This window comes from Streptomyces sp. NPDC003697, assembly GCF_053587115.1.
Genome location: NZ_JBSFNN010000048.1, coordinates 26648 through 50145 on the forward strand (window position 1 = coordinate 26648; position 23498 = coordinate 50145).

The window sequence follows — 23498 nt, forward strand, 5'->3', positions numbered from 1 at the left end:
GGACCCGACGGGCCGGTGCCGGGGCACCCGCCGTCCGCCGGCCCGCGCACCCGCCGTCGCGCACTCTGGCCGACCTAGATCATCACGTGCTACCAAGAACCATGAGCGCATTCGAGGGACACGGCACGTACGACGCCGTCATCGTCGGCGGCGGGCACAACGGGCTGGTCGCCGCCGCCTACCTGGCCCGGGCGGGACGGTCGGTGCTCGTCCTGGAACGGCTGGACCACACCGGCGGCGCCGCCGTCTCCACCCGCCCGTTCCCGGGGGTCGACGCCCGGCTGTCCCGCTACTCCTACCTGGTCAGCCTGCTGCCGCGGAAGATCCTGCGGGACCTCGGCCTCGACGTCCGTCTCCAGCCGCGCGCGGTCTCCTCGTACACCCCCGCCGAGCGTGAGGGCCGGCCCACCGGGCTGCTGGTCGGGGGCGGCGAGCGGCGGACCCGGGAGGCGTTCGCCCGGCTGACCGGCTCCGACCGCGAGTACGAGGCCTGGCAGCGCTTCTACGAGCTGACCGGGCGCGTCGCGCAGCGTGTCTTCCCCACCCTCACCGAGCCGCTGCCCACCCGTGAGGAACTGCGCCGCCGCGTCGACGACGAGGACGCCTGGCGCGCACTGTTCGAGGAGCCCGTCGGTGTCGCCATCGAGGACCACTTCGCCGACGACCTGATCCGCGGCGTGGTCCTCACGGACGGGCTCATCGGCACCTTCGCCGACGCCCACGACCCCTCCCTGGCGCAGAACCGGTGCTTCCTCTACCACGTGATCGGCGGAGGCACCGGCGCCTGGGACGTGCCGGTCGGCGGCATGGGCGCCCTGACCGACGCGCTGGCCGACGCCGCGCGCGCCGCAGGGGCGGTCGTCGCGACCGGCCATGAGGTGCTGCGGGTGCGGAGCGACGGCCGTGAGGCCGAGGTCACCTACCGGACGCGCGACCGCGAGGGCACGGTCGGCGCCCGGCACGTCCTGGTGAACGCCTCGCCGCAGGCGCTGGCCGCCCTGACCGGCGACGAGCCACCCGAGGCCGCCGAGGGTGCCCAGCTGAAGGTGAACATGCTGCTGGAGCGACTGCCGCGGTTGCGCGACACCTCCGTCGACCCGCGCGAGGCGTTCGCCGGCACGTTCCACATCGCCGAGGGCTACGAACAGCTGGCCACCGCGTACGCCCAGGCCGCGGCCGGTGAGCTGCCCACGGCACCGCCCTCGGAGATCTACTGCCACTCCCTGACCGATCCCTCGATCCTCGGGAGCGGCCTGGCCGAGCGGGGCCGGCACACCCTCACGCTCTTCGGGCTGCACACGCCGGCCCGCCTCTTCGCCGAGGACAACGACGCCGTCCGGGAGGAACTGCTGACCGCGACGCTGCAACAGCTCGACGCGCACCTCGCCGAGCCTCTCACCGAGTGCCTGGCGACCGACGCGGACGGGCGGCCGTGCATCGAGGCCAGGACACCGCTGGACCTCGAACGGGATCTGCGGCTGCCCGGCGGGAACATCTTCCACCGGGCGCTGAGCTGGCCCTACGCCCAGGACGGCACCGGTCGCTGGGGCGTGGAGACCCGCCACGCCAACGTGCTGCTGTGCGGTGCCGGCGCGGTGCGCGGCGGCGGGGTCAGCGGGATTCCGGGGCACAACGCGGCGATGGCGGTACTGGAGAAGCCGTAGGACCGGCTCCCCGGGGGCCGCCGGGGAGGCCGGGACCCCCGGCCCCGCCGCCCGGCCGACGCACCGCGGACGGCGCGCAACGGACCCGGCCCGTGCCCACGCCCGCACGGGTGGCTGAATGCCCGCGCCGCCGCTGGGCACTCCGACAGGGCGAAGGCAACCGCACGATCGGCCGGCCCCCTCGCGGACGGCCGTACACCCCTCACGGGAGGCTCCCATGGCCGACCTCAGCCCGATCGACCTGCAGAAGGCCCTCAGCGGCGCGGACTACCCGACGGACAAGCAGCATCTGGTCGAGCGCGCCCGTCAGAACAAGGCCGACGACAAAATCGTCCGCCGTCTTGAGAGCGTGAAGCAGGATCACTTCGACGGCCCGAACGAGGTGCAGAAGGCCGTCTTCAACCAGTGACGGCACCCCGTGGGTCGGCCGGCCGCCTCACCGGGCGGCGGGCCGGCGTCATCGGGACCGGGCGGTGCGGCCTGTCAGTCGGCGGAGGCCGTCCAGCCCGCCGGCTGGACACGGGACGCGTCCGACGGACGGCTCTCGTCGAAGATCACCGTGCCGCCGGCCTCCACGCGCAGGGCGTCGACGTACGCCCCACGTCCCACGTAGAGGCGGTCCGTGGTGTACCGCCAGCGCAGGGTGAGGTGCCGGGCCGCGGGGAGGCCGGCCGTCATGCTGTGCCAGGCACGCCCCGACCAGCCGGTGACGGAGCCCGCGGTGTGCCGCAGGGGCGGCTCGCCGCGGCGCACGGTCGTGAACGGCACCGGCTCCCAGGTGGTGCCGCCGTCCGCCGAGCCCTCCAGGACGAGTACGTCCGCCTGCGGCTCGGTGTCCCACCACAGGGCGCACCGCAGCCGGGCCGCGCCCCGGGAGGTGTCCAGCACCGGAAGGGTGAGCGTCGCCGTCGTGGCGCTCGCCGTGCCGGAGAACCACGCGGTACGGCCGCGCACGGGACGGACCGGCACGGCGCGCGCCAGGTTGGTGCCCGCGGTGACCCGGGGAGCCGAGCCGGAACGCCAACTGCGCACCGGGTGGACGGAGTTGCCCAGAAGGACCAGGAACGAGTCGGTCGTCGGGTCGAGCACCAGGCAGGTCCCGGTGAAGCCGGTGTGCCCGGCGGTGCGCGGGGTCGCCATCGCCCCCATGTACCAGTGCTGGTAGAGCTCGAAGCCGAGGCCGTGCTCGTGGCCGGGGAAGGCGGTGTTGAAGTCGGTGAACATCAGCTCCACCGACTCCGGCCGCAGGATCCGGGCGCGGCCGTAGGAGCCGCCGTTGAGCAGCGTACGGCCCAGCACCGCGAGGTCCCACGCGCAGGAGAACACCCCCGCGTGGCCCGCGACGCCGCCCATGCTGAAGGCGTTCTCGTCGTGCACCTCACCCCACACGAGCCCGCGGTCGAGTCCGGACCACGGCCTGCGGGCGTCCTCGGTGGCCGCGATGGACGGTCTCCAGGAGGCGGGCGGGTTGTAGCGGGTGCGGTCGAGGCCGAGCGGGCCGGTGATCTCCTCGCCCAGCAGCGTGTCCAGCGTACGGCCGGTGATCTCCTCCAGCACCAGTTGCAGGGAGATCAGGTTCAGGTCCGAGTACAGGTACGCGGTGCCCGGCGGGTCGAGCGGCGCCTCGTCCCAGATGAGCCGCAGTTTTCCCTCTCGCGTCGGCGCGTCGTACAGCGGGATCCAGGCGCGGAACCCCGACGTGTGCGTCAGGAGCTGACGTATCGTCACGTCCTGCTTGCCCGCCCGCCCGAAGTCCGGGAGGTAGGAGGCGACCCTCCCCTCCAGTTCCAGCGCGCCCCGCTCGATCTGCTGCACGGCCAGGATCGAGGTGAACAGCTTCGAGACGGACGCCAGGTCGAACACCGTGTCCCGGTTCATCGGGATCTGCCGCCCGGCCGGCAACTCCACGCCCGTGTCGGTCCGCTCGTCGTAGGCGGAGTACCGCACCGCCATGCCGATCGGCTCGTGCAGTGCCACGGTGCCGCCGCGTCCGGCGAGCAGGACGGCCCCGGCGTACCAGGGGTGCACGGGGGAGGGGCCGAGGAACGTCTCGGCGTCGGTGACGAGCCGGCGCAGGTGGGCCGGGAGCAGGCCGGCCTTCTCGGCATCGCCGTGCCGCAGGGTGGGACGGCGGCCCGATGCCACCGCGGCGGCCGGACCCGCGGGTGACGCCGCGAGGGCGAGTCCGCCGCCCAACGCCAGGGCCAGGCCGCCCAGTCGGCGCCGGGTCGGCCCGCCCGGTGCGCTGTCTGCCGCGCCGTCGGTCATGGTGGGGCCTCCCGTCTGAAAGTATCTTCCGGGCTGTGCCGTGCGGGATGAAACTTTCGTGTCAGACGGCGCGTGTGTCAACGGGTCGTGCGGCGCCGTACGAGATCGGGTGTGAGGGCGGGGAGGGCGTCACAGGGCTCGACTCGCCCGAAGCCGGGCCCCGGTGACCTCGGTGGGGCACCCGGCAGGGGCACCCGCCGGCCGGCCGGGACACCTTGACCTCCCTGCGCGGCGGACGGAGGATCATCTCCCATGACGCCCGGACACGGCAGCACGGTCGACGGGGTGCTGCGGCGCAGCGCCCGGCGCACCCCGACGCGGGTCGCCGTCGAGTACGGCGACCGTACCTGGACGTACGAGGCACTCGACGACGCCGTCTCCCGGGCGGCGAGTGTCCTGCTGGGCCAGGGCCTCGCTCCCGGGGACCGGGTCGGCGCCTACGGCCACAACTCCGACGCCTACCTCATCGCCTTCCTCGCCTGCGCCCGTGCCGGCCTGGTGCACGTGCCCGTCAACCAGAACCTCACCGGCGACGACCTCGCCTACATCGTCGGCCAGTCGGGCAGCGCGCTCGTCCTCGCCGATCCGGACCTCGCCGGACGGCTGCCCGGCGGCGTGCGGTCGCTGCCGCTGCGCGACGACGACCGCTCGCTGCTCACCCGGCTCGCCGGGACGGAACCGTACGACGGCCCCGAGCCGCGCGGCGACGAGCTGGTGCAGCTGCTGTACACCTCCGGTACGACCGCCCTGCCCAAGGGCGCGATGATGACCCACCGGGCCCTGGTCCACGAGTACCTCAGCGCGATCACGGCCCTCGACCTCCGCGCCGGCGACCGGCCCGTGCACTCCCTGCCGCTCTACCACTCGGCGCAGATGCACGTCTTCCTGCTGCCGTACCTGGCGGTCGGGGCGACGAACGTCATCCTCGACACGCCCGACGGCGACCGGCTGTTCGACCTGATCGAAGCCGGACGCGCCGACAGCCTGTTCGCGCCGCCCACGGTCTGGATCGCCCTGGCGGGCCGCCCCGACTTCGCCACACGGGACCTGGGCGGGCTGCGCAAGGCCTACTACGGCGCCTCGATCATGCCGGTCCCCGTCCTGGAACGGCTGCGGGCTCGCCTGCCCGGGCTCGCCTTCTACAACTGTTTCGGCCAGAGCGAGATCGGCCCCCTGGCCCTGGTGCTCGGGCCCGAGGAGCACCAGGGGCGGATGGACTCCTGCGGGCGCCCGGTGCTGTTCGTGGACGCGCGGGTCGTCGACGAGGACGGCAAGGACGTGCCCGACGGGACCCCCGGCGAGGTCGTCTACCGCTCCCCGCAGCTGTGCGAGGGCTACTGGGACAAGCCCGACGAGACGGCCGAGGCCTTCCGTGACGGCTGGTTCCGCTCCGGCGACCTCGCCGTGCGCGACGCGCACGGCTACTTCACGGTCGTGGACCGGGTGAAGGACGTCATCAACTCCGGCGGCGTGCTGGTCGCCTCACGCCAGGTCGAGGACGTGCTCTACACCCATCCGGCGGTCGCGGAGGTCGCCGTCGTCGGCCTTCCCGACGAGCGCTGGATCGAGGCGGTCACGGCGGTCGTCGTCCCACGCGGCGAGGTCACCGAGGACGAGCTCCTCGGCCATGCCCGAGACCGGCTCGCGCACTTCAAGGCGCCCAAGCGAGTGGAGTTCGTCGACGCGCTGCCGCGCAACGCCAGCGGCAAGATCCTCAAACGGGAGCTGAGGGACCGGTTCGCGGCCGGGTAGGCCGGTGTGTGCCGTGGACCGGGGCCGCGAGGGGCGGAGAACCGTCGCAGCCCCCAAGCCCCCTCCTTACGAGCGCGGCCGCAGGTCCACGATGCGCCGGATCTTGCCCACCGAGCGCTCCAGCGACTCCGGCTCGACGATCTCGACCGCCACGGAGACCCCGACGCCGTCCTTCACCGCCGCCGCGATCGTCCGGGCGGCGGCCTCCCGCGCCTCCGGGCCGGTGCCGGCACGGGCCTCGGCCCGTACGGTCATCGAGTCCATCCGGCCCTCACGGGTGAGCCGGAGCTGGAAGTGCGGCGCGACGCCGGGTGTCCGCAGGACGATCTCCTCGATCTGGGTCGGGAAGAGGTTCACCCCGCGCACGATCACCATGTCGTCGCTGCGGCCGGTGATCTTCTCCATCCGCCGGAAGGCACGCGCCGTGCCGGGCAGCAGCCGCGTCAGGTCACGCGTCCGGTACCGGATCACCGGCATGGCCTCCTTGGTGAGCGAGGTGAACACCAGCTCCCCCTCCTCGCCCTCCGGCAGCACCTCGCCGGTGACCGGGTCGACGACCTCCGGGAAGAAGTGGTCCTCCCAGACGTGCAGACCGTCCTTGCTCTCCACGCACTCCTGCGCCACGCCCGGCCCCATCACCTCCGACAGCCCGTAGATGTCGACCGCGTCGATCCCGAAGCGCTCCTCGATCTCACGGCGCATCTCCTCCGTCCAGGGCTCCGCGCCGAAGACGCCGACGCGCAGCGAGGTGCCGCGGGGATCGACGCCCTGACGTTCGAACTCGTCGAGCAGGGTGAGCATGTACGAAGGGGTCACCATGATGATCCCGGGCCGCAGGTCCTGGATGAGCTGCACCTGGCGGGCGGTCATGCCGCCGGAGGCGGGCACGACCGTGCAGCCCAGGCGCTCGGCGCCGTAGTGGGCGCCCAGACCGCCGGTGAAGAGTCCGTAGCCGTAGGCGACGTGCACCGTGTCGCCGGGCCGTGCCCCCGCCGCGCGCAGGGAGCGGGCCACCATGTCCGCCCACACGGACAGGTCGTCGTCGGTGTAGCCGACGACCGTCGGGCGCCCCGTGGTGCCGCTGGAGGCGTGGATCCTGCGGATGCGGTCCCGGGGCACCGCGAACATCCCGTAGGGGTAGTTCTCGCGCAGGTCCGCCTTGGTGGTGAACGGGAAGCGGGCCAGGTCGGCGAGCGAACGGCAGTCCTCCGGCGCCACCCCTGCCTTGTCGAACGACTCCCGGTAGAAGGGCACGTTCCCGTAGGCGTGCCGCAGCGTGCTGCGCAGCCGTTCGAGCTGTATGGCCCGCAGCCCGGCCGCGTCGAGCCGTTCTCCCTCGTCCAGCAGCCGTGTCACATCCGCCATCGGGGACTCTCCCTCACCGACCACATCAATCCGGCCGACCGATCATTCGGTCGTTGTGCTGGACATCAGTAATCCAGGCCACCCGCCCGCGGGCAAGACACCGGTGCCCACTTTTACCTTCGAACCCCGCCACCGCCACCTGCGGAAGACCCCTCGGCGACCGAAGGCACCGGTGGGCGCCCCGGCGGCGGGACGGCCGGCTGCGTGGCGACCCGCGGCGGACCTCCGGCCCGGCGTGCGGTCCCCTGCCGCGACGCGACGCGCGACGTACGTCTCACGTGGCCTGTCCGCAGTCGGGTGCGATCGCTAGGCTGACCGCGGACGACGAAACGGGAGGAGCACGGACGTGGCCGAAAGCACCACCCACCATTACCCGCTCGCAGGTTGGGACAAGCCGGAACTGGACCTCAGCAAGGCCGAGTGGCAGTCCAGCAGCCGCGGCCTGGGGGATGTCCAGATCGCCTTCATCGAGGGGTTCATCGCGATGCGCAACAGCGGCCGCCCCGAGAGTCCCTCCCTGATCTTCACTCCGGCGGAGTGGGGTGCCTTCGTGTCGGGGGCCCGGGAGGGGGAGTTCGACCTCACCTGACCGGGCACGGGCCCGTGGCGCCCGTACCGGCCCGCCGGGCTGCGGCCGGTCGCGGGATCGCCGTGACGCGCCCGGCCGTCTCGGCGAAGAGGGTGTTGCGCGCGAGTGCGGACGCGCGACCGGGCAGGCCCTGCAGGGGCCGCCGCCCGCGCGGTGCCGCACCGGCGGGGCGAGGCCGCCACCCGGAGGTGAGGAATCCATGACTACCCCAGCGGTCGTCGCCGCGGTCGACGGTTCGGACGACAGCCTGCGCGCCCTGGACTGGGCTCTCGACGCCGCCCGCCGGCGCCGGGCCCCGCTGCACGTGGCGCACGTGCGTCAGTACGCCCCCTGGGCCCAGCCCGACGTCCTGGTCACGGGTCCGCCGGACGCGGAGGACGACCCGGTGCTCGACCGGGCCCGCGCCCATCTGGAGGGACGCGTCGCCGGCCTGCCGGTGGAGTATCTGGGCCTGGACGGCGTCTCCGCCGCCCTGCTGCCCGAACTGAGCGCCACGGCGCAACTGCTGGTGCTCGGCTCCCGGGGCCGCGGCGGCTTCGCCAGTCTGCTGCTCGGCTCGAACAGCCTGGCCGCCGCGCGGGACGCCGAGTGCCCCGTGGTCGTCGTGCCCCGCCCGGGCCGCGAGGTCCACGGCGAGGCACCGGCGGCGGGCCCCCGGATCGTCGTCGGCCTCCACGTGGACGGCCCCGACGAGGCGACGCTCGCCTTCGCCTTCGCGGAGGCGGCCCTGCGGGGGGCCCGGCTCCAGGTGGTGGCCTCCTATGCGTGGCCGGCCCGGAGCTGGCTGGCTCCCGGCGAACTCGCCCCGCCCGTGATCGACCAGGACGCCGTCGAGAGCGAGACCCGGACGCTGGTCGAGGGCTTCCTCGCCCCGCACCGCGAACGGCACCCTCGGGTGCGGGCCGACCCGCACCTCGCGGCCGGTGACGCCGCCGGCCATCTGGTCGCCGCGTCCAAGGGCGCCGAGCTGGTGGTGGTGGGCCGGCACCGCAGGCGCCTGCTGGCGCCGGTCCGCATGATGGGCTCCGTCACCCAGGCCGTCCTGCTGCACGCGGCGAGCCCGGTGGCGGCGGTACCCCCGTCACCGCCGGACGAGTGACCCGCCCGGCGCCGCCGCGGCCGAGTCGGGCGGCCCGGCCCACGGGGTCCGCGGCCGGCACCCGGGATGCCGCGGCCGGCCGCCGGCCACCGTCGGCGGGATGCTCGGTGCGCCTCGGGCGGGCTCCTCCCCGCCCGGGGCCGCCCGCACGTCACGGGGCGGGCGTGGGCACGTACCATGTCCGCATGTCGTTCCTCCGTCGCCGCAGCGCCACGCCCGCCGGGCCCGACTTCGACGTCCTGGCCATGGACCCGGGCGACTGGCCCGGCAACCTGGGAGCCGGGCTGCTGCCCGCGCCCGACGGCACCTGCCAGGGCGTGTTCCTGCGCTACGACCTCTTCGGCGGCCGTGGCACCGCGATGATCATCGGCAATCTGCCCGAGGGCTCCCCGGCCCGTGACGTCGCCGAGGACGAGGTCCCCTTCGAGGTGGCCCAGTTGTTGCTCGCCCTGGAGAACGACGAGGAGGTCACCGTCGTCGGCACCGAGGACGTGCCGGTGCTGCAGGGCGACAACCTCCTGATCGTGCGGCGCCTGAAGCTCTCCGAGAGCCGGATCTCCTGCGTCCAGTTCGACCGCAGCGACGGCGTCCTGGTCACCATCGCCGCCTGGGACCGCCCGATCACCGACGACCTGTACGCCCTGCTGAAACCGCTGCCCGCGGAGCTGTTCCAGCAGGGCTGAGCCGGCCTACTGCGCCGACTTCTCCAGCACCACGTCCGCCGCCCGGACGTACGCCACCCGGTGGCCGTACTGGATCTCGTAGTACAGGTCCTTGCCCACGACGACCCGGTGCGAGTCGGTGGTGAAGGTGACCGCGTAGTAGTACTCGCCCGGCACCACGTCACCGGCCACGTACTTCTGCCCGGCCGGCAGCCTGTACGGCAGCGGCGAGACGGACTGGACGGGCACGTCCGCCGGGTAGGCGCTCTGCTCCGGATAGGCTCGCCCGTACACCGGCGCGCTCTCCAGCCCGGCCCTGGGCGTCACCACGAACCCGGCCGCGTCCACCGCCGTCGGCTGCCCGGCCGGGTTCTGGAACCAGGCCTTCTGCCCGAGGTACCAGATCGCGGTCCAGTCGCCGCTGCGCTCGGCGACCGCGAACTGCTGGCCGGTCGAGGCCCGCGAACCCACGTCGTTCACGCCGGTCGTCGAGGCGCCGCCGCCGGGGTGGGTGCCGATGTCCTTGATCAGCGGCGAGGACGTGTCGGGCTGCGAGTACAGCCGTACCTCGCTGGAGCCGTGGTCCGCGCACGGTGCGCCGGTGGTGGTGCAGCCCGTGTACTCCGGCCGGTTCGCGGTGTAGTCGGGGCGGATCGTCACCATCCCGCCGTTCTTGCCCGCGGTGGGCTCCAGGGGCTTGCCCAGCAGCTCGAAGTAGTGCCGCCAGTCCCAGTACGGCCCCGGGTCGGTGTGCATGCCGGACACGGTCGAGGTGGTCGGACCCGGGACGGTGTCGTGGCCGAGGATGTGCTGCCGGTCCAGCGGGACGGCGTACTTCACGGCCAGGTACTTCACCAGCCGCGCCGACGAGCGGTACATCGCCTCGGTGTACCAGGCGTCCGGCTCGGCGAGGAAACCTTCGTGCTCCAGGCCGACCGACGCGGCGTTGACGTACCAGTTGCCCGCGTGCCAGGCCACGTCCTTCGCCTTCACGTGCTGGGCGATGTGCCCGTCCGTGGAGCGCAGCGTGTAGTTCCACGACACGTACGTCGGGTCCTGGACCATGTTCAGGACCCCGTCCCAGCGGCCTTCCGTGTCGTGGACGACGATGTACCGGATGCGCTGCGACGCCGGCCGGTCGCCGAGGTCGTGGTTGCCGTAGTCGTTGTCCCCGAACTCCTGGTAGGGAGCCGGGATCCACTCGCAGGACACCGTCGTGGGGCACTCCGTGCCGGCGGCGGAGACGGTGCGCAGCCCGGTGCGCCTGAGCTGGGCGGTGTCGGGCACGAGGCCGGGCCGGGGGCTGAGGACCATGCGCTGCCCGGCGTCCGTGGTGCGCCGCTCACCGGAGCGGATCACGTCGTACACGTCGTTGGCGTAGGTCGCCGCCGTCGCGGTGTCGTCCGCGCCGGAGAATCGGGCCACCGCCCCGTACCAGTCGGCCGGGTCCGTGCTCAGCGGCTCACCCAGCTGCCGCTGGGCCGCGGCCAGCAGGGCCGCGCCGCCCGCGATGTTCGCGGCGTCGTCCGTGCGCAGCCGATCTGCGGCAATGCCGGTCAGCTGCGCCGCTCTGGTCAGCGTCTTCAGGCGGGCGGGCAGCGCGGAGGCCTCCGGCACCCGGGCCGTGACGCGCAGGGCCGGGCGGGCGCCGTCACCGCGGGGGTCCTCCCCGCCCTCGCTGTGGTGCGGTGCCTCCTTCAGCGCGGTCCGCGCGTCGGTGAGGTGCATCGGGCCGTAGCCGCCGGTCACACTCGGCGCGCCACCGTGCCCGTCCCAGCGGGACTGCAGGTAGGACACGCCCAGCAGGACGCTCTGCGGCACGTGGTACGCCGCGGCCGCGGCGGCGAACGCCCGCTGCAGCCGGCCGGTGTCGGACGGGGCCGCGCCGGCGGACGGGGCGGCGCCCAGCAGCGGCAGGAGCAGGGCCGCGGCGGCGACGGCACCGGCCGCCGTGCGCGCCCGTCTGCCGGCCGGCACGGATCTGGGTTCGAGGGCGGATCCTCGCAAAAGAAGCCTCCTGGGGCACTCGGGCGGGGCGTGCGGGGCCGGCGTGGGTCAGTGGTACCGGCTTGCCGACGATCCGTCAATCATGCACACCCGCAGGCGACTTCCCACGTCAAGCGGGGCCCCGGCGAGTTTCGCGGCGGCGGTCCCGGGGCCTGCGCGGCGTCAGAGGCGTACACCAATGACTCCGGACGCCCGTCGCCCGGAAGCCGTACACGACGAAGGTCCGCGGCGCGCCCGCGGGGGGGCGCGCCGCGGACCTCGGTCCGGCGTCAGCGAGTTCCGACGGCCGCGCGCACGGCCCGCCGGGCCAGCTGGCAGTCGTCGTGCAGCCGCCGCAGCAGCAGCCGCTGCTCCTCGCCGGACGGCACGGCAGCCGGGTGGGCCGCTCCCGGTGCCGCGTCGTGCATCGAGCGCTGAACGGCGGTCTCGTACGTGCGGATCTCACGGGTCAGCACGAGCATCAGGTTCACCAGGAAGGCGTCGCGCGCGGCCGGCCCGGCCGCCTGGGCGAGCTGGCTGATCTGCCGCCGCGCCACGGGCGCGTCCCCCAGGACCGCCCACAGCGTCGCCAGGTCGTAGCCCGGCAGGTACCAGCCCGCGTGCTCCCAGTCCACCAGCACCGGGCCGGCCGGTGACAGCACGATGTTCGCGAGCAGGGCGTCGCCGTGGCAGAACTGGCCCATGCCCTGCCGGCCCGCCGCGTGGGCGATGCCGTGCAGCAGCTTCTGCAGATCGCCCAGGTCCCGGTCGGTGAGCAGCCCCAGCTCGTGGTACCGGGCGACGCGGCCCGCGTAGTCCAGCGGGGCGTCGAACGTGCCCGCCGGCGGCCGCCAGGCGTTCAGCCGGCAGATCGCCCCCAGGGCCGCCTTGATGTCCGCCCGCGGCGGAGTCTCCGCCGGGTGCCGCTGCAGTGCCGCCACCCGGCCCGGCGTGCGCTCGATGACGAGGGTGCAGTTGTCCGGATCCGCCGCGATCAGCCGGGGCACGCGGACCGGTGGCCGGTGCCGGACGAACGAGCGGTATGCGGCTATTTCGTGCCGGTACCGCTCGGCCCACGCGGGGGAGTGGTCCAGTAAGCACTTGGCGACGGCCGTGCTGCGTCCCGTCGTGCCGACCAGGAGCACGGAGCGCCCACTGCGGCGCAGCACCTGCACCGGGGCGAACTCGGGGCAGATCCGGTGCACCGACGCGAGCGCCGTGCGCAACTGGGCGCCCTGGGGGCCGGACAGGTCGAGTCTCCCGCTGAGTGGTGGTCCGGCGGGGCCCGCGCCGCGTGGCGCCCGGCCCGCACCGAGCACGGGCGCCACCGGTCGCAACGGGTCGAGACGGGGACCGCCGGCGCCCGGGTGGGGGCGCAGTGGCCGGGGCGGCGCGGACACGGAGGACGATGCTGCGTACATGGGTGATACAGATCCCTTCGTGTGCCTGCTGTGCCTTGCGCGTGGGGGGTTGCGCTGCCCGGCCCGGCCGCGCGGGCCATCCTGGGGAATGTCCCCCGGTGACCGGGTCGGGGTGGCGCGTTCCTACCTGACACCCGTTGGCCACTGGCACACCATCTGGCGCACCCTGGCGAAGCGTGGCGAATAGTCGCCCGGCAACTCTCCCCGGGTCTACTGTCAACTCAGCCGAGAACCTGGGGGCTTGACGTGAGCGGACATCCCAACACCCGCCTTGCGGACCTGTTCGGCCTGACCGGCTGGTCCAAGGGGGAACTCGCAAGGCTGGTCAACCGGCAGGCGGCGGCCATGGGCCACCCCCAGCTGGCGACCGACACCTCCCGGGTGCGGCGCTGGATCGACACGGGAGAGATCCCGCGCGATCCGGTGCCGCGGGTGCTGGCGGCCCTGTTCACCGAGCGTCTCGGCCGTGTCGTGACCATCGAGGACCTCGGTCTGGTGCGGCACGGGCGTACGGGGAAACGGCAGGGCGGCGGGAGTGGGGAACCCCCCGACGGAGTGCCGTGGGCGCCCGAGCAGACCGCCGCGGTCCTCACCGAATTCACGGGAATGGACCTCATGCTCAACCGACGCGGCTTGGTGGGCGCGGGTGCCGCGCTCGCCGCGGGATCCGCACTCAGCGGTGCCATGCACGACTGGCTGCACACCGATCCGGCCCTGCAGGCCGACACTCCCGACCACACCAGACTTCAGCACGCCGACCCGGCCGGGTTCGACCGGTACGAGGCCGCCCCCATCGGATCGGAGGAGATCGAGGAACTGGAGCGCTCCGTCGAGGTGTTCCGGGCCTGGGACGCGGCCCGCGGCGGCGGACTGCAGCGCAAGGCGGTGGTCGGCCAGCTCAACGAGGTGGGCGGCATGCTCTCCTACCGCCATCCGCCCCACCTGCAGCGGCGCCTGTGGGGTGTCGCCGCCAACCTGGCCGTCCTCGCGGGCTGGATGTCGCACGACGTCGGCCTGGAGCCCACGGCCCAGAAGTACTTCGTGATCGCCGCCCATGCCGCGCGCGAGGGCGGCGACCGGCCCCGGGCCGGCGAGGCGCTCTCGCGGGCGGCCCGGCAGATGGTGCACCTCGGGCGGCCCGACGACGCGCTGGACCTGATGAAGCTGGCCCAGTCCGGATCCGGCGACGAGGTGCTGCCGCGGACCAGGGCGATGCTCCACACCATCGAGGCCTGGGCGCAGGCGTCGATGGGCCGGGGCCAGGCGATGCGCCGCACCCTCGGGCAGGCGGAGGACCTCTTCGTCTCCGACCGGGGCGACGTGCCCGCGCCGAGCTGGATGCAGACCTTCAAGGAGGAGGACCTGTACGGCATGCAGGCCCTGGCCTACCGCACGCTGGCGGAATTCGAGCCCGGCGCGGCCGTGCACGCCCAGCACTACGCGGACAAGGCACTGGCCCTGCGCAACGACGGCCGGGAGCGGTCGAAGATCTTCGACTACCTGTCGATGGCCTCCGCCTGCTTCATCGCCGACGATCCCGAACAGGCGGACCGGTACGCGCGGCTGGCGCTCGTGTCGATGGGGTCCAACTCCTCGCGCCGTACCTGGGACCGCCTGCGGCAGATGTACCGGCTCACCGCCGAGTACTCCGGTTTCCCCAAGGTCCAGGAACTGCGGGAGGAGATCAGGCTGGCGCTGCCCCAGCCCAAGGGCAGGGGCGGCGCCGGCGCCCAGGTCTAGGGGCTGTCCGGCGGGTCACGTGGCGTCCGGCACGCCCGTCCGTGGCCTCGTCGTCACGTCGTACTGACGGCCGGTCACCGGGTGACCCTGGCGACGAGCAGGCAGGCGTCCTGGTCGCCTCCGGCCGCACCGAACTCCTCCACCACCGCCCGTAGGCAGTCCTGCGCGGTGGGCGCGGCGCACCATCGCGGGGCCAGGTCGAGGAGGCGGTCCACCGCTGCCGTCGTGCTGTCGCCCGGCACCAGCCCGTCGGTGTGCAGCAGGAGCAGGTCGCCCACACCGAGGGTCTCCTCGGCCTGTCCGCGGGCGGCTTGCGGACCGGCGCCGTCCGGGGCGCCCAGCACACGCCCCGTCCCGTCGCGGAACAGCAGCGGGGCGGGGTGCCCCGCGCCTGCCCACAGCAGGGTGCGGGTCCCGGGCAGGTAGCGGCAGCAGACGGCGCTGTCCGGGGCCGGGTGGGCGGTCGTCTGCAGCAGTTCGTCGAGGAGGGCCATGAGCCGCCCGGGCCGGGCGCCCGCCATCGCCATGCCGCGCAGCGCGCCCAGCAGCATCGCCGTGCCCCGCACCGCGGTGGGACCGAACCCGGTGAGGCGGCCCACGCTGAGCAGGGTGTCGCCGTCGGACAGCTCCAGCGCGTCGCACCAGACGCCTCCGCTCGGGCCGCCGGCCGGGGCGGGCAGGCGGCCGGCCGCCGCCTCCAGGCCGAGGCGGCCGCCTCGCGCGAGCCACGCGACGCCACCTCCCGGCGGCGGGACCTCCTGCGGCCCGGCCGCCGGTCCCGGCAGGGTCCGCGCGGGGGGCCGGTGGCGCCGCAGCGAGTCGCAGGTCTCCCGCACCGCCCGCTGGCTCCGGCGCAGTTCGCTGACGTCGCGCAGCACGGCCCACATCGAGGCGGTGCTGCCGTCGGCGTCGAGCACGGGCTCACCCATCATGTGCACGGTGCGCACGCTGCCGTCGGGCCGGACGACGCGGAACTCCCCGTCGAGAGGCCGGGCGTCGACCAGGCAGTCCGTCACGCACGCGGTCAGGGCGAGCCGGTCCTCGGGGAGCACCAGCGAGGGCAGCTCGTCCAGGGGCAGCGGAGCGGCGCCGGTGTCGCGGCCGAGGATCCGGTACAGCTCGTCGGACCAACTGGCCTCGTCCGTCAGCAGGTTCCACTCCGCGCTGCCGACCCGGCCCAGCAGGGGACCGGAGGGCGGCCCGGCAGAGGGTGCCGGGCCCGGCGCCGTGGGCGGACCGGCCCGCAGTTGCGCCAAGTGGTCGTCCAGATCGTCGAGTTGGTGCAGCGCCAGGTCGTACAGTGCGCGCTCCCAGCGGCCCCGGGCGTCCAGGTCGTCGCCCTCGCCGCCCCCGGCGACCCGTCGCACGGCGTCGACCTCGCCCTTGAGCCGGCGCGCCTGGGTGATCAGGGCGTCGACCGGGCCGGGCCCGGGCGGCTCGGCGGTCGGGCGGTCCGCGGAGAGGGGGGACGGCATGACGGGCTCCGTTACGGCGACGGTACGACCACAGGGGCGGAGGGACCGTTACGACTGTCGCACAGCCCGCGACGCCTCGTAAGGGATTCGGCGACACCCGATCCGGTGGTGCTTCTGGCATATGCCACAGTCTTCACGAACCACCTCGACGGTCCGCCATCCCCGTGGCTGAACGGGCCCGAAGTCGTAGGACGCATACGGCACCTGACGGAGCGTTCGCAGTCGGCCCCTCGCCGTCCGGCCGTCTGTTCGGCGACCCTTCGTCCCCCGGTGCCGTGTTTGCGCGATGGCCAGTCTGATGAGTGACGCAGGTCACAGTGATTCATCCGATTTGTTCGGCATCACTCGGCTTCCGCGGACTCGTAACAGCACACACCATGCCGGCCCTCCGGTCGGCCGCCCCGGGGGAGCGACCATGGACGTCACCGTCGAGCAGCCCACCCGCGCCCGCCTGATCACGGCGGACGGGCGCGCGGTACCCGTGCCCCTCACGCTGCGCTACACCGGCACGGACCCGCTCGCCGTCTTCCTCGACTTCCCGCCCGAGTCCTCCCTCGACGGCAACGCGGTCACCTGGACCTTCTCCCGGGCCCTGCTGGAGGAGGGGCTGGCCCGGCCGGCCGGGGCGGGGGACGTGGCGGTCCGGCCGTGCGGCGGGGCCGGTACGGCCCTGGAACTGCGCTCGCCGCTGGGACTGGCGCTGCTGCGGTTCGACACCCCGCCCCTGCACCGCTTCCTGCTGCGGACCCATGCCGTGGTGGCGCCCGGTCGGGAGGACGTCGCCGCGGCCGTCGACCGCGGCCTCAACGCCCTGTTCGGCACGGTCTGAACACGACCCGCGCGGAGGGCGGGCGGTGATCAGGCGCGGGCGCCCGGAGGGCCGTACGCCTCCGGACGCGGGGCGAGGCCGACGGCCACCCGTTCACCGCTCTCCAGCGCCGCCACCCCGGCCTCCGCGACGGCGGACGCTGCGTAGCCGTCCCAGACGCTCGGCCCGGTGACCCGGCCCTGCCGGGTGGCGTCGACCCACGCCTGCACCTCGCGGTCGTAGGCGTCGGCGAACCGGATCAGATAGTCCTGCGGCACCTCCTCACCGGCGCTGCCGCGCGTGGTGACCACCATGCCGTGCTCCTCGCCGATCCGCGCGCTGCCCGCCTCGCAGACGGCCTCACAGCGCACCTGGTAGCCGAACCCGCAGTTGACGAACACCTCCACGTCCACCAGGGCGCCGCCGTCGGTCTCCAGGAGCACGAACTGCGGGTCGAGCAGTCCGCCGGGGGCTGCGTCCGAGGGGCGGGGCCGCAGCACCGTCACCGCGGTCGGCTCCTGCCCGAGCAGCCAGCGGGCCGCGTCGATCTCGTGCGAGACGGAGCTGTTGATCAGCATGGCGCTGGTGAAGTGCGGCGGGGAGGAGACGTTGCGGTGCGTGCAGTGCAGCATCAGCGGCCGGCCGAGCCGCCCGCCGTCCAGCAGGGACTTCAGGCGCAGGTACTCGGCGTCGTAGCGCCGCATGAACCCGATCTGGGCCAGCCGGCGTCCGAGCCGCACCTCCGCCTCGACCACGCGCAGGGCCCCGGCCGAGTCGGGCACCATCGGCTTCTCGCACAGCACCGGCAGACCGCGGGCGAAGGCCGCGAGCAGCGCCTCCTCGTGCGCGGGCCCCGGCGAGGCGACCAGCACCGCCTCCACGTCCGGCGCGTCCAGCGCCGCCTCCGCGTCCGGGTGGACCACGACCCCGTCCAGGCCCGCCACCGCCTCCGTCGCCGCCGCGATGTCGGGGTCGGCCACGGCGGCCACCCGGGCACCGTTCACCACCCGGCTCAGCCGTCGTATGTGATCGGCCCCCATGTGGCCGGCACCCAGCACAGCCACGCCCAGCAGGTCACCCACGCGCCCACTCCCTCCTCGCCGACGGTCCCGCCGTAGCGTAGACCTCGGAGGTCTCGCGGGGACCGGTCCAGGACGGCGACGCCGCGCGCGACCCGGCGGCCGGGAGGTGCCCTGCGCGCAACGGGGCGGGAGGCCTGCCCCGGCACGGCTGGGGTGCTCCGGGCCCGCTCGCGGCGTCCCCGGGCGGGGCAAGCCCGGCGTCCCCGGGAACGGCACCCCGGCCGGTGTCGTGGCGGGAGGCGGAACAGGTTCCGGCAGCGGTCGCTCCGCCTCGCGGCGCAGCCTCTCCTCGTGCACCGGCCCCACCGCGCGCCACACGGCCTCAGGGGTGCCGTGCGCCGGACCGCCGCGCGCGACGTGCGTGGCGCCGCGGGCCGCGCTGCCGACCTCGTCCAGGGCCGACGACTCCGCCGACTGGCCGGTGACGTGGAGCGGACGCGGGTGCCGGCGCGGGAGCGCGCCCAGCGCGCCGTCGGCCTCCCGCGTCCCGTGCGGCGCCGGGGCGGCGGGCTCCCGTCGGCCCGCGGGGGCCCCTCAGTCGTCGGCGTCCGCCTCCGGGTCCGCCTGGCAGGAGCTGCCGCTGGGCGGCAGTGATCCGTACAGCAGGAAGTCGTCGACCTTGCGGTGCACGCACTTGGAGGACCCGTAACCGGTGTGTCCCTGCCCCCTGTTGTCGAGCACCACGGCCGACGAGCCGAGCCGCTTCGCCGTCTCCACGGTCCACCGGTACGGGGTCGCCGGGTCGCCGCGGGTCCCGACCAGCAGCATCTTCGGCGTGTCGAGGTTCTTCACCCGCTCGCGGACGAAAGTCGTGCCCTTGGGGCGGCCGTAGCACATCAGCAGCTCGTTCAGCCGGTACCGGCCGAAGAGGGGCGCGGCCTTCTCGAACTCGGTGCGCAGCCGGACGAGATCCCTGCCGATCCGCTCGGCGCCCGGCCGGTCGGGGTCGTCCGCGCAGTTGACGGCCAGCATCGCCGCCACCAGGTTGTCCGGCGGGATGTCCGCCGGGTCGACGAGGGTGCCGCCGGCGCCGGGCGCGGGAGCCCGCCACCCCGGCAGGGCGGTACCACCGGAGACGAAGTTCTCGATCCCCCGTGTGTCGCCGTCCTCGACCAGCGCGGCGACGGCGTGCTCCAGCAAGGGCCACAGCCGCCTGCTGTAGAGCGCCTGGCCCATCGCCGCGACGAGGCCCTGACCGGAGAGCTCACCGCCGTAGACCATCGGCACGGGGTCCCGGTCGAGCGAGCGGACGAGCCGGAGGACCCGGTCACTCGCCGTACGCCGGTCGTCCCCGAACGGGCAGGCGAGGTCCCGTACGCACCAGTGGAGGAAGGCGTCGAACGCGGTCTGCTGCCCCTCGGCCGCCACGAGGCCCTGCTGCGCCAACGGCTCGGTGAGCGTGTCGACTCCGTCCAGGGCCATCCGCCCGACCTTGTCGGGGAACTCGGCCGCGTACACCGCGCCCAGCCGGGTGCCGTAGGAGAAGCCCAGGTAATTCAGCTTGCGGTCGCCGAGTGCCTGGCGGATGACGTCCAGATCGCGCGCCGAGTCGACGGTGCCCATGTGGGACAGCACGGGCCCGGCGTGCGCGGCGCACTGCGCCGCCGCCCTGCGCCACCGCTCCAGCGCGGCCTGCGGATCGCCGGCCACCGCGCCGTCGGCCGAGAGCACCTCGGACAGCGCTGAGCCGGAGCCGCAGCTCACCGGTGAGGACCGGCCCACCCCGCGCGGGTCGAAGCCGACCACGTCGTAGCCGTCGGTCAGGTCCATGAAGTCCCGGCCGTCGGTGGCCAGCGCCGACACCCCGGGTCCGCCGGGCCCGCCGAAGTTCAGCAGCACCGAGCCGCGCGACGGGCCGCTGGCCCGGTAGCGGGCCAGCGCGAGGTCGAGCGTCCCCGCTCCCGGGCGGGCGTAGTCGAGGGGGACGGTGACCTTCCCGCACTGCAGGTCCTTCGGCATGTCCGCGCCGCACGCCGCCCACGTCACCCGCTGACGGTGGAACCGGCTCGGATCGGACCGTGCGGCGTCCGCGGCCGCCGCCGGCAGCCCCGCGCCCAGCAGGGCAAGCGTCAGGGCCCCGGCGCACGCGCAGCGCCGGACCGCGGGTCGCACCGACAGCAAGGACGGCATCGATGCCTCCCCAGGACGCTCCGCTGCGGGCCGTGAACCGCGCCCTCGTTCACCATAGGCGCGGCCCACGAACCCCGCCTCCCGGCGGCTCGCGTCCTGGTGACGGGCCCCGCGCCCCGGCGCCCGTTTCCCGGTGAGGCCCCGCGTACCGCCTGCCGTTTTCCCGGTGGCGGCCCGGCGTCCCGGCGCCCGGCGTCCGGCGTCCGTCGCCCGGTGGGGCCCCGCCTCCCGGAGCCCGGCCTCGCGCGCTGCCCGGCGCGGCCGGACGCCGTCCGGTGCGGTCGGTGTCCGCGGCCCCCGCGAGCGGAACCGGCGCCGGGCCCCGGACCGTCGCGCGCGTCGGCGCGGCTTTGCCCCACGTTCGAAAACCGGGCCGCTCGATGGGGTGAACGGTCGATAAGCCATAACCCGGACGGGTCATGGGCGTTTTACCCAGTGCGGGTGAGCGCCCGCGACCATGTCTGGAAGGCAAGGAACCTATGAAACGGGTCACCCGGAACAGTGTGATCGCCGTCGCTGCCGCTTCGGGCGCGATGGCCGTGGCGGCGCCGGTGTACGCCGACTCCGTGGCGGACGGTGCCGCGGCCGGCTCGTCCGGTGTGCTCTCCGGCAACACCGTGCAGATCCCGGTGCACCTCCCGGTGAACGTGTGCGGGAACACGGTGCACGTGGCGGGCCTCCTGAACCCCGCGAGGGGCAACCGGTGCGCCAACGATTCCGCCGGGAGCACGCAGGAGGAGCGGGCTCGGCAGCGCGGCGAGGCGCAGACGACGCGGGGAGGCGGATCGAGCGCCCAGGGCGTCACGGCGGACGCGCCCGGCATCGGCTCCGGCAACAACATCGAGATCCCGGTGCACCTGCCGGTGAACGTCAGCGGCAACTCCGTGAGCGGCGTGGGTGTCGGCAACTCGTCCGTCGGCAACTCGTCCACCAACGGCGAGCAGCCCGAGGACGAGGTCACCCCGTCGACGCTGCCCGCGCCGTCCGCGCCGCCCCGATCGCACCCGGCGCCGCAGCCGCACCCGGCCCCGCGGACCCAGGCGTCGTCGTCCCTGGCCCACACCGGCGCCGACCAGGCTCTGCCGGCCATCGCCGCGAGCGCGGCGCTGGTGCTCGGTGGCGCCACCCTGTACCGCCGGTACCGTCCGGGTGCGTCCCGCTGACGTGAGACCGCCGTCGCGGTGCTCGGTGCCGCCCACGGGTGGCACCGGCGTGGGGTGTCCGGTCGGCGCGGGTCCGCGACGGCCGGCCCCACGAATCCCCGGCCGGCGCGCCACGACATGCCCGGCCCTGAGCCGCGGCCGCGGCAGGCGACGCGCGGCCGGTGCTCCCGACCGGAGCGCCGCTCCGTGGCACGGTCCGCGGCCGCGGTGAACGACCCCGTCACCGTCGGCGGAGCCGATCCCCTCGGCCGTGCGGCGACCCGCGTCGCCCCTGCCAACGGCCGGACGGCGACCTGCGTCGCCCCCTGCCAACGGCCGGACGCGCGGGCGGCTTGATCCCGTCGTGACGCGTCCGGGCACGGCCCGAGAGGATTGCCGGGCGCACCCACCCCCGGAACGGAGTACGCCCATGGCCTCGCCGGCAGCCGCCGAAGAACTCGTCGTCTCGCAGGCCACCCTCGACGACTGGCCCGTGATCAGCGGGTGGGCGGCGGAAGAGGGATGGAATCCCGGGCTGTCCGACGGCCCGTCCTTCTTCGCCCAGGACCCCGACGGCTTCTTCCTGGGCCGGATCGCGGGCGAGCCCGTCTCGGCGGTGTCCGTGGTCAACTACGGTCCGGCCTTCGCCTTCCTGGGCTGCTACCTCGTCCGCCCCGACCGTCGCGGCCGCGGCTACGGACTCGCGACCTGGAAGACGGCCCTGGGCCACGCCGGACACCGCACCGTCGGCCTCGACGGCGTCGTCGCCCAGCAGGGCAACTACCGCCGGTCCGGCTTCGAACTCGCCCACCGCACCACCCGGTTCACCGGACCCGCCCCCGCCGCCGGGACCGTGCCGGACGTCCGCCCGGTCCGGCACGAGGACCTGGACGACGTCGCCGCCTACGACTCGGCCTGCTTCCCGGCCGACCGTCCCCGGTTCCTGGCCCACTGGCTGACCGCACCCGGACACCACGCCGTCGTACGCCGGGCCGGGGCGCGGATCGCGGGCTACGGCGTCCTGCGCCCCGCCCGTCACGGCGCGCGGATCGGCCCGCTGTTCGCCGACACCGCCGAGGACGCGCGCGCACTGTTCTCGGCGCTGGCCGCCCACGCCGGGGGACACGACATCGCCGTCGATGTGCCCGAGACCAACGCGGCGGGTCTCGCCCTGGTCGAGGAGGCCGGCCTCACGCCGTCCTTCGAGACGGCCCGCATGTACACGGGACCGGTGCGGCGTCACGCACAGGAACGTGTCTTCGGGGTGACGACCCTCGAACTCGGTTAGGGGGTGTCCGGCGGATCGCGTCGGAGGAAACCGGCGGCACCTCGCAACCCGCTCTCCGGCGGCCGTGCGCACGGAGCGGCTCCCGGCGGGGTGCGTGCCGTCGGGGCAACCCCCGCGCACCCCGGGCAGCGGCGTTTACTCGTCCCTGACGGCGTGCGGGACGTGCGTGCCGTAATCATGTTGCGTCCCGGGAGCGCCGTGCGCTGGAGTGGCCGCATGGACCACACCGCGGTGCTCGCGCTCCACGACCGGAACCTGCGCGAAGAAGCCAGGCCGGACGGCCCGGGCGTCCGGGTCGAGCGGGCGGGGCGTGTGGTGCGCCAGGTCGGCTTCGCCGACGACTGGAACGGCGTGCTCTGGTCGGACCTCGACGCCGCCGGGGTGGACACCGCGATCGCCGAGCAGATCGCGTACTTCGGCGGGCTCGGCCTCGCCTTCGAGTGGAAGCTGTACGGCCACGACCGGCCCGTGGACCTCGGACGGCGGCTGCGGGATGCCGGGTTCGTCCCCGAACCCGAGGAGACGCTCATGATCGCCGAGACGGGGGAGCAGGCCCTCGACGCCCGACCACCCGAGGGCGTCCGCTTCCTCACCGTCACCGACGCGGCCGGCGTCGACCTCTGGGTCGACGTGCACGAGAAGGCGTTCGGGGCGGACGGCTCACGTCTGCGGCACCGGCTGCTCACCCGACTCGCCTCCGAGCCGGACGCCCTCGTCGCCGTCGTCGCTCTCGCCGGCGACGTCCCGGTGAGCGCCGCGCGGATGGAGCTGGTGCCCGGGACGGGCTTCGCCGGCCTGTGGGGCGGGGGCACCGTCGACGGCTGGCGGGGCCGCGGCATCTACCGGGCCCTGGTCGCCCACCGCGCCCGCCTCGCCGCCGAGCGCGGCTACGGCTACCTCCAGGTCGACGCCTCCGCCCTCAGCCGCCCCATCCTCGAACGCCTCCGCTTCACACCGCTCACCACGACCACGCCGTACCTGTACATGAGCTGATCTCCCGGGCCCTGCCCGCCGCCGGGGTCGGCGG

Annotated in this window: 18 protein-coding genes and 1 pseudogene; 11 read left to right on the plus strand and 8 right to left on the minus strand. The window is 74.4% G+C overall.

The features are described from left to right. The first annotated feature begins 101 nt into the window (after nucleotides 1–101). Entirely contained in the window at nucleotides 102–1664 is a 1563-nt protein-coding gene (locus ACWDNY_RS19725; RefSeq protein ID WP_451647057.1) for a phytoene desaturase family protein, read from the plus strand. A 217-nt stretch (nucleotides 1665–1881) separates the two neighbouring features. After that, nucleotides 1882–2073, plus strand: coding sequence for a DUF2795 domain-containing protein (locus tag ACWDNY_RS19730; RefSeq protein WP_451647058.1), 192 nt, complete (start codon nucleotides 1882–1884; stop codon nucleotides 2071–2073). Nucleotides 2074–2147: 74 nt separating this feature from the next. Here ACWDNY_RS19730 and ACWDNY_RS19735 read toward each other — a convergent pair whose 3' ends face one another. Next, nucleotides 2148–3932: a serine hydrolase gene (locus ACWDNY_RS19735; RefSeq protein WP_451647059.1), complete on the minus strand. Its 1785-nt coding sequence runs from the start codon at nucleotides 3930–3932 to the stop codon at nucleotides 2148–2150. Nucleotides 3933–4184: 252 nt separating this feature from the next. On the opposite strand from ACWDNY_RS19735, the gene ACWDNY_RS19740 reads away from it, so the two are divergent. After that, nucleotides 4185–5684: an acyl-CoA synthetase gene (locus tag ACWDNY_RS19740; RefSeq protein ID WP_451647060.1), complete on the plus strand. Its 1500-nt coding sequence runs from the start codon at nucleotides 4185–4187 to the stop codon at nucleotides 5682–5684. A gap of 66 nt (nucleotides 5685–5750) precedes the next feature. On the opposite strand, the gene paaK is transcribed toward ACWDNY_RS19740, so the two are convergent. After that, a complete protein-coding gene (gene paaK, locus ACWDNY_RS19745; protein WP_451647061.1) occupies nucleotides 5751–7049 on the minus strand; it encodes a phenylacetate--CoA ligase PaaK in 1299 nt (432 codons plus the stop codon). A gap of 346 nt (nucleotides 7050–7395) precedes the next feature. Here paaK and ACWDNY_RS19750 point away from each other — a divergent pair, with 346 nt between their 5' ends. The 3 genes from ACWDNY_RS19750 to ACWDNY_RS19760 all read left to right on the plus strand — a co-directional run bounded on the left by ACWDNY_RS19750 (nucleotide 7396) and on the right by ACWDNY_RS19760 (nucleotide 9420). Beyond that, the gene (locus ACWDNY_RS19750; RefSeq protein ID WP_451647062.1) at nucleotides 7396–7638 is read left to right on the plus strand and encodes a DUF397 domain-containing protein; all 243 of its coding nucleotides are present in this window, start codon (nucleotides 7396–7398) and stop codon (nucleotides 7636–7638) included. Nucleotides 7639–7837: 199 nt separating this feature from the next. Next, nucleotides 7838–8737 carry a universal stress protein gene (locus ACWDNY_RS19755; RefSeq protein ID WP_451647063.1) on the plus strand — a complete coding sequence of 300 codons (900 nt, stop codon included), beginning with the start codon at nucleotides 7838–7840 and terminating at the stop codon, nucleotides 8735–8737. 185 nt (nucleotides 8738–8922) lie between these two features. After that, the gene (locus ACWDNY_RS19760) at nucleotides 8923–9420 is read left to right on the plus strand and encodes a hypothetical protein (protein ID WP_451647064.1); all 498 of its coding nucleotides are present in this window, start codon (nucleotides 8923–8925) and stop codon (nucleotides 9418–9420) included. Between the two features lie 6 nt (nucleotides 9421–9426). Here the strand turns inward: ACWDNY_RS19760 and ACWDNY_RS19765 are convergent, their stop codons facing one another. Next, entirely contained in the window at nucleotides 9427–11406 is a 1980-nt protein-coding gene (locus tag ACWDNY_RS19765; protein ID WP_451647065.1) for an N-acetylmuramoyl-L-alanine amidase, read from the minus strand. Between the two features lie 269 nt (nucleotides 11407–11675). Continuing rightward, nucleotides 11676–12806, minus strand: coding sequence for an aminoglycoside phosphotransferase family protein (locus ACWDNY_RS19770; RefSeq protein ID WP_451647066.1), 1131 nt, complete (start codon nucleotides 12804–12806; stop codon nucleotides 11676–11678). Nucleotides 12807–13052: 246 nt separating this feature from the next. On the opposite strand from ACWDNY_RS19770, the gene ACWDNY_RS19775 reads away from it, so the two are divergent. Then, the gene (locus tag ACWDNY_RS19775; protein WP_451647067.1) at nucleotides 13053–14546 is read left to right on the plus strand and encodes a DNA-binding protein NsdB; all 1494 of its coding nucleotides are present in this window, start codon (nucleotides 13053–13055) and stop codon (nucleotides 14544–14546) included. Between the two features lie 74 nt (nucleotides 14547–14620). Here the strand turns inward: ACWDNY_RS19775 and ACWDNY_RS19780 are convergent, their stop codons facing one another. Further along, on the minus strand, nucleotides 14621–16021 hold the full coding sequence (locus tag ACWDNY_RS19780; protein ID WP_451647068.1) for a SpoIIE family protein phosphatase: 1401 nt from the start codon (nucleotides 16019–16021) through the stop codon (nucleotides 14621–14623). A gap of 415 nt (nucleotides 16022–16436) precedes the next feature. Between ACWDNY_RS19780 and ACWDNY_RS19785 the strand changes: the two genes are divergently transcribed. Continuing rightward, complete coding sequence (locus ACWDNY_RS19785; RefSeq protein ID WP_451647069.1) at nucleotides 16437–16850, plus strand: SsgA family sporulation/cell division regulator; 414 nt, start codon at nucleotides 16437–16439, stop codon at nucleotides 16848–16850. 29 nt (nucleotides 16851–16879) lie between these two features. Here the strand turns inward: ACWDNY_RS19785 and ACWDNY_RS19790 are convergent, their stop codons facing one another. From ACWDNY_RS19790 to ACWDNY_RS19800, 3 genes and pseudogenes are all read right to left on the minus strand, one after another. Then, nucleotides 16880–17911, minus strand: a complete 1032-nt coding sequence (locus tag ACWDNY_RS19790; protein ID WP_451647070.1) for a Gfo/Idh/MocA family protein — start codon at nucleotides 17909–17911, stop codon at nucleotides 16880–16882. Between the two features lie 273 nt (nucleotides 17912–18184). After that, nucleotides 18185–18382: pseudogene (locus ACWDNY_RS19795) on the minus strand (baeRF3 domain-containing protein); the annotation flags it as partial. A gap of 63 nt (nucleotides 18383–18445) precedes the next feature. Beyond that, nucleotides 18446–20041 (minus strand): alpha/beta hydrolase, encoded by a 1596-nt coding sequence (locus ACWDNY_RS19800; protein ID WP_451647071.1) that lies wholly within the window; start codon nucleotides 20039–20041, stop codon nucleotides 18446–18448. A 479-nt stretch (nucleotides 20042–20520) separates the two neighbouring features. Here ACWDNY_RS19800 and ACWDNY_RS19805 point away from each other — a divergent pair, with 479 nt between their 5' ends. The 3 genes from ACWDNY_RS19805 to ACWDNY_RS19815 all read left to right on the plus strand — a co-directional run bounded on the left by ACWDNY_RS19805 (nucleotide 20521) and on the right by ACWDNY_RS19815 (nucleotide 23464). Beyond that, entirely contained in the window at nucleotides 20521–21204 is a 684-nt protein-coding gene (locus ACWDNY_RS19805) for a chaplin (protein ID WP_451647072.1), read from the plus strand. 409 nt (nucleotides 21205–21613) lie between these two features. Continuing rightward, nucleotides 21614–22471, plus strand: coding sequence for a GNAT family N-acetyltransferase (locus tag ACWDNY_RS19810; protein WP_451647073.1), 858 nt, complete (start codon nucleotides 21614–21616; stop codon nucleotides 22469–22471). A 216-nt stretch (nucleotides 22472–22687) separates the two neighbouring features. Further along, the gene (locus ACWDNY_RS19815; RefSeq protein ID WP_451647074.1) at nucleotides 22688–23464 is read left to right on the plus strand and encodes a GNAT family N-acetyltransferase; all 777 of its coding nucleotides are present in this window, start codon (nucleotides 22688–22690) and stop codon (nucleotides 23462–23464) included. The last annotated feature ends 34 nt before the right edge of the window (nucleotides 23465–23498 follow it).

Coding starts and splice junctions, on each gene's coding strand:
- ACWDNY_RS19725 (WP_451647057.1), top strand. CDS start 102: ATGAGCGCATTCGAGGGACACGGCACGTACGACGCCGTCATCGTCGGC.
- ACWDNY_RS19730 (WP_451647058.1), top strand. CDS start 1,882: ATGGCCGACCTCAGCCCGATCGACCTGCAGAAGGCCCTCAGCGGCGCG.
- ACWDNY_RS19735 (WP_451647059.1), bottom strand. CDS start 3,932: ATGACCGACGGCGCGGCAGACAGCGCACCGGGCGGGCCGACCCGGCGC.
- ACWDNY_RS19740 (WP_451647060.1), top strand. CDS start 4,185: ATGACGCCCGGACACGGCAGCACGGTCGACGGGGTGCTGCGGCGCAGC.
- paaK (WP_451647061.1), bottom strand. CDS start 7,049: ATGGCGGATGTGACACGGCTGCTGGACGAGGGAGAACGGCTCGACGCG.
- ACWDNY_RS19755 (WP_451647063.1), top strand. CDS start 7,838: ATGACTACCCCAGCGGTCGTCGCCGCGGTCGACGGTTCGGACGACAGC.
- ACWDNY_RS19760 (WP_451647064.1), top strand. CDS start 8,923: ATGTCGTTCCTCCGTCGCCGCAGCGCCACGCCCGCCGGGCCCGACTTC.
- ACWDNY_RS19770 (WP_451647066.1), bottom strand. CDS start 12,806: ATGTACGCAGCATCGTCCTCCGTGTCCGCGCCGCCCCGGCCACTGCGC.
- ACWDNY_RS19780 (WP_451647068.1), bottom strand. CDS start 16,021: ATGCCGTCCCCCCTCTCCGCGGACCGCCCGACCGCCGAGCCGCCCGGG.
- ACWDNY_RS19785 (WP_451647069.1), top strand. CDS start 16,437: ATGGACGTCACCGTCGAGCAGCCCACCCGCGCCCGCCTGATCACGGCG.
- ACWDNY_RS19800 (WP_451647071.1), bottom strand. CDS start 20,041: ATGCCGTCCTTGCTGTCGGTGCGACCCGCGGTCCGGCGCTGCGCGTGC.
- ACWDNY_RS19805 (WP_451647072.1), top strand. CDS start 20,521: ATGAAACGGGTCACCCGGAACAGTGTGATCGCCGTCGCTGCCGCTTCG.
- ACWDNY_RS19810 (WP_451647073.1), top strand. CDS start 21,614: ATGGCCTCGCCGGCAGCCGCCGAAGAACTCGTCGTCTCGCAGGCCACC.
- ACWDNY_RS19815 (WP_451647074.1), top strand. CDS start 22,688: ATGGACCACACCGCGGTGCTCGCGCTCCACGACCGGAACCTGCGCGAA.